Origin of the sequence: Massilibacillus massiliensis (assembly GCF_900086705.1) — a bacterium.
Taxonomy (GTDB): Bacteria; Bacillota; Negativicutes; order FLKF01; family FLKF01; genus Massilibacillus; species Massilibacillus massiliensis.
In genome coordinates, this window is record NZ_LT575483.1 from 550224 (window position 1) to 561851 (window position 11628).

The following is an 11628-nucleotide window of genomic DNA, read 5'->3' on the forward strand; positions in this document are numbered from 1 at the left end:
CTCACAAAAACGAATCTATAATGCCAGTTTCTTTCAAACTAATATACCTATTATCGCCGATAATCACATGATCTAACACCGATATATCCATTAATTTGCCAGCTTTTACTAGTTTTTCAGTAACAAATAAATCTTCTTTACTGGGATTAGGATCTCCACTAGGATGATTATGAATCAGAATAATAGAAGCTGCTGCATAATGAATCGCTTCACGAAAAAGTTCTCTAGGATGTACAATAGATGCACTAAGACTTCCTATCGATATTGTCGGGGTAGCTAATACATGATTTTTGGTATTAAGCAGCATGCCCATAAAATATTCTCTATTCTCATATCGTAACCTCGCCATTACATAATCAGCAACATCTTGTGGTGCATGAATCTTATACCGCTCATTGGTCGGATTCATTGCCAAACGCTTTCCAAGTTCTATTGCTGCAATAACTGTAATTGCTTTTACCTGGCCAATCCCTTTTATCTTACTAAAATCACGTGGAGACAAATTTACAATAGAAGCAAGACCATTTGCTTGATACGCACTTAGTAAATTTTCTGCCACACGCATAACTGAATCTTCCTTAGTCCCTGTTCTCAATAAAATTGCCAATAATTCAGCATTACTCAAAGACTCTACACCTTTATTAAGTAGTTTTTCTCGTGGTCTTTCATCTCTAGGTAGGTCTTTTACCATTAAAGGCTTTGCCAAACTCATAACAGACTGATACCAACTTTCTTACAAAGATTCATCAATTTGTTTAAAGGTAAACCAACAACATTTGTATAACATCCCTGAATTTCTTCAATAAAAACAGCCGAAATTCCTTGAATTGCATATGCACCTGCTTTATCCATCGGTTCTCCTGTTGCTACATATTTTTCAATCTCTGTGCTCGTTAAGTTGCTTATTCTTACATCTGTTTTTTCAAAATCACACAAATGTGCATTTCCCTTTATTAAAGCTACTCCTGTATAAACTGTATGCGTATGCCCAGCTAAACTTGATAACATTCGCTTCGCATCTTCCACATCCACTGGCTTTCCAAAAACTTTATTCTGAAAAACAACAACCGTATCTGCTCCAATAACTAAATCGTTTACTTCCGCTTGAAGAGCCACATCCGTTGCTTTAAGCAACGCATTCTGCATAACCAATTGCTCTGGCGGCACTAATGCTGTATTGTTTTCTTCCGCAGAACTTGGAATGATACGAAACTTACAACCAATTTGTTGTAATAACTCTCGTCTACGTGGTGATGCCGAAGCTAAAATAATCAAAGAAAGTCCTCCATTACACATAAACCCATTTATACTCGTTTAAATAAAAAGATTGCTAACACAACCCCCAAAATGCTAATTAAATTGGGGTGCAACGCAAACCCAAAAGATAACTTAATTACATATAAGTTTACCATAACTGGTGATAAGTCAAGAATTGCATACTGCTGTACTAAATAAGGTGCTATTCCCGATAAAGCAGAAATATCCATAATAATTTCACCAAGAATGCCGCCTAAAATTGCTCCAGTAATTACAAATAATATCAGAACACCATAGCCTCTCGTTGCATTGCCTCGCAATATTTTACCCTCCAGAATGAATGAAAATCAAAATTTTTCATTTTTGTTTCTAAATTAAATTAAATTCTACTTAAATAAAAAAAATCCTTGCTAAAAATAAAAAATTTTGTAAAAAAACATAATTTATTGGAGTATAATTTATATCTAATTACACGACATTATATCACATTCATTGCACAGTAAACCATAATTAAATAAATTTATCCATATGTAAATATTAACCATTAATTTTATCTACTTTTATCAAACTATGATACTGCAAAATTCATCCTTCTATAAAATCATTATTACCCTTATTCCGCTTAAATATCTATCATAAATTCCATATTTATCATAAATTAAGCAAATTAGATCCTATAGTTTAAAATTAAGGGGGTGTCGCACTAATCAATAGTGAGACACCCCCTTGATTTTATTGTATTTTAAGTTGCAAGAAAATTTTTCTCTTCCCTTTAATATTTAGCCAATTACAGCTAAAACTTCACCTGGTTTTACATTTTGACCAGCGGCAACATTAAAGCCTTTTAAAGTTCCATCAGCAGGTGAACTAATTTCATTTTGCATTTTCATCGCTTCAAGAATTAAAATAACTTCACCTTTTTTTACCGTTTTTCCAGCTTCAGCGACTAATTTGATAATTTTACCTGGCATAGGAGCATTCACTGGCGTATCACCAGCGCCTACAGAAGTTTGTGCAGGTGCTGCGGCAGGTTTTGCAGGTGCGGCAGGAGCAGACACTTTTGGTACAGCTACAGCAGCTTTTGCAGATGCTGTTTTCACTTCTTCAATTTCAACTTCATAAGCATTCCCATTTACTTTTACATTAAATTTTTTCACTTAATATTCCTCCAAAAATAATCTTATTTAAAAATTATTAATACGCATTCATTAATCTTTGACGACCAGACATAACCCAAGCCGAACTAACCTTAAAGCTGACTGCTTTAGGAACTGGGGATATTGTTAAAGAACCAACGTTCCCCACCATTTCATGTACTGCTGTTGCAATAACAGCAACAACTTCAGGGTTAACGTTTTTTGCATCAATTTTCATTACGCTACTCCCTTTCTTATAATGGAATATTACCATGTTTTTTTGCTGGACGACTTTCGCGTTTGCTAGCCAACATATTCAATGCTGTAATAATACGAGGTCTAGTTTCCTTTGGTTCAATTACCAAGTCAACATAGCCACGTTCAGCAGCTTTATAAGGGGTTGCAAACTCTTCAATATATTCTGCAGTTCTTTCTGCAACATTTGGATCTTTACGGAAAATGATATTTGCAGCACCAGCAGGTCCCATAACAGCAATTTCAGAAGTTGGCCAAGCCATCACTTGATCAGCCCCCAAATGTTGCGAACACATAGCGATATAAGCTCCACCATAAGCTTTACGCGTAATTACAGTTACTTTTGGTACAGTAGCCTCTGAATAAGCATAGAGCATTTTTGCACCATGACGAATAATACCGCCATATTCTTGATCTGTACCAGGTAAGAATCCCGGTACATCGACTAAACTTAAAAGAGGAATATTAAAAGCATCACAGAAACGAATAAATCTAGCAGATTTATCAGAAGCATTTACATCTAAACATCCTGCCATTACATTTGGCTGATTTGCGATAATTCCCACGGATTTACCATCAAACCGAGCAAAACAAGTAATAATATTTTGCGCATAATGTTCATGTACTTCATAAAATTCGCCATTATCAACGAGTGATGTGATGACATCTTTCATATTATAAGGCATATTAGGATTATCCGGTACTAAAGAATTCAAAGCTTCATCCATACGATTTGGATCGTCACCAGTTTCTACAACTGGAACATCTTCAAGATTGTTACTTGGCAAAAAGCTTAATAAATAACGAATTTGTTCAATACAATCATCTTCATTTTCAGCAGCAAAGTGCGCAACACCAGAAGTACTATTATGTGTCATAGCACCCCCAAGTTGTTCAGCTGTAACTTCTTCTGCCGTAACTGATTTTATAACAGCTGGGCCGGTAATAAACATCTGACTTGTGTTTTTTACCATATAAATAAAATCTGTTAATGCAGGTGAATACACTGCACCACCCGCACAAGGTCCCATAATTACAGAAATTTGAGGAATTACACCAGACGCTAATGTATTTTTAAAGAAGATTTCTCCATAACCACTTAGCGCATCAATTGCTTCTTGAATACGTGCTCCGCCTGAATCATTAATGCCAATTACAGGTGCGCCCATTTTTAATGCCAAATCTAAAACTTTACAAATTTTAGCTGCATGCATTTCACCAAGAGATCCACCTTCTACGGTAAAATCTTGGGCAAATGCATAAACAAGTCTGCCATTTACTGAACCATAGCCACTTACAACCCCTTCACCTGGAAGAGATTTCTTTTCCATACCAAAATTCGTGCAACGATGTGTTACAAATTGATCCAATTCTACAAAAGTACCTTCATCGAAGAACTTTGTAATACGCTCACGAGCCGTCATTTTTCCTTTTGCATGTTGTTTTGCAATACGATCTTCGCCACCACCGAGCATAACTTTTTCTTGTTTTGCTCTCATAAGATCAATTTTCTCTTGAACAGTAGCCATCTTATACCTCCTACTTAAAATAACCTCAAAATCTAAAACTATTTACGTTGGCACAATTCTACTAAAATACCACCTGTAGATTTAGGATGAACAAACGCAATGCTAGATCCGCCAGCACCATAACGAGGTTTTTCATCAATCATACGAACACCTTTTGCGATTAAATCTGCAATTGTTTGTTCAATATTATCTACTCTTAATGCGATATGCTGAATCCCGTTTCTACCGCCGTTTTTTTCAATAAATTTTGCAATAGGACCATCTGCAGAAGTTGATTCTAAAAGTTCAAGTTCACTATCACCAGATGGAATAAAGCATACTTTTACTTTTTGTTCCTCAACAACTTCTTCTCCAGAAGCCTTCATTCCGAGCATTTCTGTATAGAATTTTTTAGCTTCCTCTAAATTAGCAACTGCAATACCAATATGATCAACTCTATCAATATTAAACATTTCCAGCTCTCCTTTTACACTCAGCAATTATTTTAAAGCATCCTTAAGCATAGCATTGACTACGCTGTATGGATCATTTCTGCGTTCCTCAACATCTTTTACAAGATGTTCGAATTGCCCAGATGTAGTTACCTTTTTTAAAACATAATTGCCAATCTCATTTTTCAAAATACTAACCAATTCATTTTTCGTACGCGCAGTACGTCTTTCAGTCAATTGCCCTGTCGTTTTTAACTGTCCATAGTGCTCTTCTAATGTTTCCAATAGCTCTGTGACACCTTGATTTTGATGCGCAACAGTCTGCTTAATCGGCGGACGCCAAGCTTTATTCATATTGCCATCTAAATCCAGCATCATATTGAGTTCAATATTCAGTTTGTCGGCGCCTTCACGGTCTGCTTTATTAATTGCAAAAACATCCCCAATCTCTAAAATCCCAGCTTTTATCGCTTGGATATCATCACCAAGACCAGGAACTAACACAACTAAAGTTGTGTCAGCAGCTTTCACAATATCAACCTCTGATTGACCAACTCCAACTGTTTCAATAAAAACTACGTCTTTGCCTGAAGCATCCATAATTTTCACAACATCAGCTGTTTTTCTCGACAAACCACCTAAGCTACCTCTTGTTCCCATACTGCGAATAAATACACCTTCATCTAATGTCAGCTCATTCATTCGTATACGGTCACCTAGAATTGCACCGCCAGAAAACGGACTCGTTGGGTCAACTGCTATAATGCCAACTGTTTTTCCCCTTTGCCGAAATACCTTTGCAAGCTTATCCGTCAAAGTGCTTTTCCCCGCTCCAGGAGGCCCTGTAATTCCAATTACAAAAGCATTACCAGTGTGCGGATATAATTGCCTCATAATATCCACAGCATCATCATATTCGTTTTCAACAGCAGTAATCGCTCTTGACAATGCTAGTCTGGAGCCCTTTAGAACTTCTTTCACTATATCCATTTTATCACACCACCTTATGGCATGTGCTGCCTAATAGAGGAAACACATGCCATAACAATAATTCTTGTTTTATTTTACGTTCGTTTTAATAAAATCAACAATCTGACTTGTTGGTGTACCAGGTGTGAATACTTCAGCAATACCAGCTTCTTTTAATGCAGGAATATCACCGTCAGGAATAACACCACCACCAAGGATAAGTACATCATCCATGCCTTTGCTTCTCACTAAATTCACTACTTTAGGGAAAAGATGCGGATGTGCACCAGATAAGATACTCATTGCAATCACATTTACGTCTTCTTGTAATGCAGCTTCTGCGATTTGTTCAGGAGTCTGACGAAGACCTGTATATATTACTTCAAAGCCAGCATCACGAAGTGCACGAGCTACTACTTTAGCTCCGCGGTCATGACCATCCAGGCCAGGTTTTGCTACTAATACTCTAACACGTTTTTCCATCGTATCGTTCCTCCAACTCTCGCTATTATAGATTTACATGCGCTTCATATTCACCGAATACTTTACGCATTACTCCACAAATTTCACCAAGTGTTGCATATGTTTTAACCGCAGCTAAGATATGTGGCATTAAGTTTTCATGTTCATCTTGACAAGCCTTTTCAAGCTCTTTAAGACTTGCTTGTACTGCCGCATTATCACGTTTTGCTTTCATATCAGCCAATTTTTGTTTTTGTTTTTCACCAACAGATGCATCTACGCGAAGTAAACCTTCCACTGGTTTTTCTTCCACTTGGAATTTATTAACGCCAACAATAACTTTGGCCGAATTTTCAACATCCATCTGCCATTTATATGCACTATCTTGGATTTCTTTTTGGATATATCCTTTTTCGATGGCAGCAACCGCGCCGCCGATTTCATCAATTTTATTGATATATTCCCAAGCTTCTTTTTCAATTTTATTTGTAAGAGCTTCTACATAGTAAGAACCAGCAAGCGGATCAATAACGTCTGCTAAACCGCTTTCGTAAGCAACGATCTGCTGCGTACGAAGTGCAATCATTACGGATTCTTCAGTAGGAAGAGCCAATGCTTCATCTTTAGAATTCGTATGCAGGGATTGCGTCCCACCCATAACAGCAGCTGCTGTTTGAAGGGCAACACGAACGATATTATTGTTTGGTTGTTGTGCTGTCAGCATAGAACCAGCCGTTTGCGTATGCACACGAAGCATCCAAGACTTAGGGTTTTTAGCACCAAAACGTTCTTTCATTACCTTTGCCCATACACGACGAGACGCTCTAAATTTTGCAACTTCTTCCAATACATTGTTATGTGCATTCCAGAAGAAAGATAAGCGTCCAGCAAAAGCATCTACGTCTAAGCCCGCTTTAATTGCAGCTTCTGCATAAGCAATACCATCGGCAATTGTAAATGCAATTTCTTGTGATGCTGTGGATCCAGCTTCACGAATGTGATAGCCAGAAATTGAAATCGTATTCCAGTTAGGAACATTTTTAGAACAATACTCAAAAATGTTTGTAATTAAACGCATTGAAGGTTTTGGAGGAAAAATGTACGTTCCACGAGCTGCATATTCCTTCAAAATATCATTTTGAATCGTTCCTTTTAATTGATCTGCTGAAACACCTTGTTTTTCAGCAACTGCAATATACATTGCAAGCAAAACAGATGCAGGTGCATTAATCGTCATAGATGTTGATACTTTTCCCAGATCAATCTGATCAAAAAGAATTTCCATATCAGCCAATGAATCAATCGCAACTCCGACTTTTCCCACTTCGCCTGTAGAAATATCATCATCGGAATCATAGCCAATTTGTGTTGGTAAGTCGAATGCACAAGAAAGACCTGTAGCACCTGATTCAATTAGATAACGATAACGTTTATTTGATTCTTCCGCAGTGGAGAACCCAGCATACATACGCATTGTCCAAAAACGTCCACGATACATTGTAGGTTGTACCCCACGCGTAAATGGATAAGCGCCTGGAAAACCGATTTCGCTTTCATAATCAGTACCCTCGATGTCTAGCGGTGTATAAATTCGTTGTTCTGGAATGTGTTTACGTTCAGGAAATCTAGCAGTTGCCTTTTGTACTTTAGCATCATATTCCGCTAATTTAGCTTTTAAATTTTCATTGCTCATAATTTTAGTTGCCTCCCTACTCTATTTCTTCATTGTACCCGTTTTCAAGAATCTATTATGCCAAGATAACGCTTCATCCATAAGATGCGGCGTCTGTGCATTCTTGGTGGCTTTTTCAGCTCTATCTAAATAATCAAGAAGCATTGGCCTATAGTCCGGATGAGCACAATTATTAATAATAACACGAGCTCGTTCTCTTGGACTCAAACCTCTAAGATCAGCAAGTCCAATTTCAGTAACGAAGATATCCGTATCATGTTCTGTATGATCAATATGTGAACACATTGGTACAATTGCAGAAATTGCACCATTTTTTGCAGTTGACGTACTAAAGAAACACGTCAAATATGCATTACGTGCAAAATCACCAGAACCACCGATACCATTCATCATTTTTGAGCCCATGATATGCGTTGAATTTACATTTCCATAAATGTCCATCTCAATCGCCGTATTCATAGCAATAATACCAATACGCCGTGCAATTTCAGGACTATTTGCGATTTCTTGCGGGCGTAACATCATTTTTTTACGATATTCTTTGATATTCTGATAAAAGCGTTTCAATCCATCCGGTGATGGCGAAAAAGAAGTTCCAGAAGCAAATTTTAACTTTCCTGCATCCGCTAAATCAAACATACCGTCTTGGATAACTTCAGTATATACTTCAAGGTCTTTAAACTCAGAATCAACAAACCCACTAATTACAGCATTTGCTACATTGCCAACGCCGGATTGAAGCGGCAACAAATTTTTCGGCAAACGTCCAGCCTTGATTTCATCATTAAAAAATTGAATAATGTGTGCAGACATTTTATGTGAACTTTCGTCAATATCTGCAAATGGACGCACATCATCCTTAATGTCACATGCAACAATGTATTTTATTTTATCCACACCACACGGGATATATGTAGTACCAATACGATCCGCAGCTTTTACAATTGGAATTGGCAAGCGATGCGGTGGATCTAACGGCACATATACATCATGCATCCCTTCAAGTTCTAGTGGCTGCGATGTATTTACTTCGACAATAACGACATCTGCACTTTGAACATAAGAAGCAGTATTTCCCATTGAAGTCGTTGGAATTATGTCTCCCTCTTCTGTAATTGCACACGCTTCAACAATAGCTACATCAATTTTTCCGCCCATAAAACCATAACGGGCAAGTTGTGCAGATTCACTCAAATGTAAGTCACAATACTCTACGGCACCACTATTAATTGCGGTTCTTAGATTTTTATTAGTTTGGTATGGCATACGTCTTTTAATTCCGCCAACCTCTGCTAATGCTCCATCCAATTCTTTTCCAACGGATGCGCCAGTCCATAAATTCACTGTGAACGGCTCTTTCTTCATTCTCTCAGCTAAAGCCAATGGCACAGCTTTTGGATACCCAGCAGGCGTAAAACCACTTGTACCAATATTCATATTAGGTTTGATAAAAGCAGCAGCTTCTTCAGCACTAACGATCTTAGCATGCAATGCTTTATTACGCACGCGATCACGAATATCAATCATTAAAAAATCCTCCCTTAGTAGGTCAAGAAAATTTGGCCTCTTACTATTTGTTAAATTTTTCATTGCACACAAAATTAACTGTAAACTTCATGCCTCGCAATTTAATGTACAATTACACCTGTCATAAAACAACTATAATTTTAAATTATTATAACAGTAGTATTAGTTATATCCCTTCACAAGCATACCACTACATAGAAATACCGTCAAGTTAGACATAACGTTTTCTTGACGGCATTTCTCTTTTATCTCTAACTTAGCTTGTGAATTTTTGTTCAAACTAACTCTACATGAGAAATTCTCTGTATTTTGATAAATTCCTGCTAAATTTTAAATAAAAATAATAATATTATATGAAATTTTTATCGTTATTTTCTGTTTATATGATAAGAAAGACTGCTAAGACCTATAGACAAATCTTCATTCACGATATGCATACTTTCAGGAACTTTAAGTTTCGTAGGTGCAAAATTCCAAATACCTTTGACTCCGGCAGCAACCAACTTATCTGCAACCCCTTGAGCAAAAGCTCTTGGAACGCAAATAATTCCAATATGAATATTTTTTTCTTTTACAACAGATTCTATATCTTCAATATCCTCTACTTTAAGACCACTGACAATTTCACCAACCAATTCTGGATTTTTATCAAATAATGAAACTAAATTAAATCCTAAAGAAATAAAATTCTGATAATTTGACAGCGCCGATCCTAAATGCCCTATTCCGACAACCGCAATATTCCAATTATTGTCTAACCCTAAAATCTCACCAATATTACATTTCAATTCATTGACATAATACCCTACGCCTTTTTTGCCAAATTGGCCGAAAGAGGCTAAATCTTTTCTGATTTGTTCCGGTGTTATACCTAGACGTTTACCTAATTCTTCTGAAGATATAATATCTATTCCCTCTTCACCTGCTAAGCGAAGCGTACGAAAATACAAAGGTAGGCGGTCAATTGTAGCTTTAGAAATCACAATTTGTCCTTTCACTTGTAAATCCCCTTCCAAAAAACTTCTATAATGAAACTACTGTATACTTTGACTTATATTCGAACAAAAGTAAAAAAAACCTTTATTCCTATTTTATAGAAAAATCCGATACCCAGCCATCAATTATTTTAAAAGTTTCCTGCAAGCCACAATAATCACTGCATTCATAAACCAAAATAACATAGATAACTCGATATTAAATAAAACATAATCTGTAAAACCATTTAAAGCAACGCAAACAATAGATAAACCCGCTCCTAAATTAACTCCACTTATAAAATTCGATTCTTTCACATGCGTATTACTGAGTGCCAATTTCAGATGACTGATCATGCAGACGATAAAACTGATTGCTCCCATTATACCGATCTCAGCGGCATAGTTTAAATACATATTATGCGCATGTACGATCTTAACCGCCTCGTTTTGAATGAAAAAATCATATTCTGGATAAACCATCCAATAAGCACCCCAACCAATGCCAAATAAAGGATGTTCCTCAATCATAGCAATCGTACTTTCCCATAATGCCAGTCGCATGCTTGAAGAAGTATCACTTAGATCAATACTAGAAAGCAAACGTTCTGTAATACTCGTATCAAAAATAAGAACAAAAGTACAACTAAGCAAAAGTCCTACAAATATTTTTCGATTATGAAATAATCCATATGCCGCGATCACCATTACAAAACTAATCCAGGCACCGCGAGAATAGGTCATTCCTAAACAAATTGCCATTAAAGCAAAAGAAATAGCTAAAACAAGCTTTATTTTTTTTGTACGAATTTTACAAATGACACCAAAAACTAAGCACATCATAACAAGTAAATAACCGGCTAATATATTAGGATTTTGCATTGTAGAAAACACACGCGTCTTTAATTCTGGAAACTGTTCTCCATCCACCCATAGCATATTGCTTACATCAATACCATGCATATATTGATAAAAACCATAAAAAACAACAAGGAGAGATGAAACAAGCAGTGTAATACCAACACGCTTTAATTGTTCCTGTGTTGAGATATGATGTATGACCAAATAATAAATAAGAACATACCGTCCCATTAAATTATAAAAATTATAAAAACTATAACCAGGATCAGGAGAAACTAAAATAGACAAGGCAGAGAAAAGAACAAAGCATCCAACAATTCGGTCTATTACAGTAAATCGCATGCTTCGCTTCTCATCTTTGAAAAATTTAATCAACCACGCAAAAACTCCGATCCCCAGAAATACAGTGGTCAAAGTCGGTGATAACGCCAAGAAAAAAACTACACCTAGAATTGAAGATTCAATTATAAAATTCAAATCAATTCGTAAATTATTCTTTTTATGAACTTTGCCCACAATCTCACCTAATTCATT

At 36.4% G+C, this 11628-nt stretch carries 13 protein-coding genes; all 13 read right to left on the bottom strand.

Annotated elements, in window-relative coordinates:
- Position 1 precedes the first annotated feature (1 nt).
- Positions 2–712: a RadC family protein gene (radC, locus tag BN6559_RS02990; protein WP_110953365.1), complete on the bottom strand. Its 711-nt coding sequence runs from the start codon at positions 710–712 to the stop codon at positions 2–4.
- Complete coding sequence (locus tag BN6559_RS02995) at positions 709–1275, bottom strand: Maf family protein (RefSeq protein WP_199883703.1); 567 nt, start codon at positions 1273–1275, stop codon at positions 709–711. Before BN6559_RS02995 ends, radC begins: the two co-directional genes overlap by 4 nt.
- 29 nt (positions 1276–1304) lie before the next feature.
- Positions 1305–1577, bottom strand: a complete 273-nt coding sequence (locus tag BN6559_RS03000) for a DUF4321 domain-containing protein (RefSeq protein ID WP_110953367.1) — start codon at positions 1575–1577, stop codon at positions 1305–1307.
- A gap of 459 nt (positions 1578–2036) precedes the next feature.
- On the bottom strand, positions 2037–2414 hold the full coding sequence (locus BN6559_RS03005) for a biotin/lipoyl-containing protein (RefSeq protein WP_110953368.1): 378 nt from the start codon (positions 2412–2414) through the stop codon (positions 2037–2039).
- Between the two features lie 37 nt (positions 2415–2451).
- Positions 2452–2631, bottom strand: a complete 180-nt coding sequence (locus tag BN6559_RS03010) for a hypothetical protein (protein WP_110953369.1) — start codon at positions 2629–2631, stop codon at positions 2452–2454.
- Between the two features lie 16 nt (positions 2632–2647).
- Complete coding sequence (gene mmdA / locus BN6559_RS03015; RefSeq protein ID WP_110953370.1) at positions 2648–4177, bottom strand: methylmalonyl-CoA decarboxylase subunit alpha; 1530 nt, start codon at positions 4175–4177, stop codon at positions 2648–2650.
- Positions 4178–4215: 38 nt separating this feature from the next.
- Positions 4216–4629 (bottom strand): methylmalonyl-CoA epimerase, encoded by a 414-nt coding sequence (gene mce / locus BN6559_RS03020; RefSeq protein WP_110953371.1) that lies wholly within the window; start codon positions 4627–4629, stop codon positions 4216–4218.
- Between the two features lie 27 nt (positions 4630–4656).
- Positions 4657–5598, bottom strand: coding sequence for a methylmalonyl Co-A mutase-associated GTPase MeaB (gene meaB / locus BN6559_RS03025; protein ID WP_110953372.1), 942 nt, complete (start codon positions 5596–5598; stop codon positions 4657–4659).
- A 69-nt stretch (positions 5599–5667) separates the two neighbouring features.
- A complete protein-coding gene (locus BN6559_RS03030) occupies positions 5668–6060 on the bottom strand; it encodes a cobalamin B12-binding domain-containing protein (protein ID WP_110953373.1) in 393 nt (130 codons plus the stop codon).
- 25 nt (positions 6061–6085) lie between these two features.
- Positions 6086–7732, bottom strand: coding sequence for an acyl-CoA mutase large subunit family protein (locus BN6559_RS03035; RefSeq protein WP_110953374.1), 1647 nt, complete (start codon positions 7730–7732; stop codon positions 6086–6088).
- Positions 7733–7753: 21 nt separating this feature from the next.
- A complete protein-coding gene (locus BN6559_RS03040; RefSeq protein WP_110953375.1) occupies positions 7754–9259 on the bottom strand; it encodes an acetyl-CoA hydrolase/transferase family protein in 1506 nt (501 codons plus the stop codon).
- Between the two features lie 368 nt (positions 9260–9627).
- The gene (locus tag BN6559_RS03045) at positions 9628–10257 is read right to left on the bottom strand and encodes a redox-sensing transcriptional repressor Rex (RefSeq protein WP_110953376.1); all 630 of its coding nucleotides are present in this window, start codon (positions 10255–10257) and stop codon (positions 9628–9630) included.
- A 123-nt stretch (positions 10258–10380) separates the two neighbouring features.
- Complete coding sequence (locus BN6559_RS03050) at positions 10381–11610, bottom strand: O-antigen ligase family protein (protein ID WP_110953377.1); 1230 nt, start codon at positions 11608–11610, stop codon at positions 10381–10383.
- Between the last annotated feature and the right edge of the window lie 18 nt (positions 11611–11628).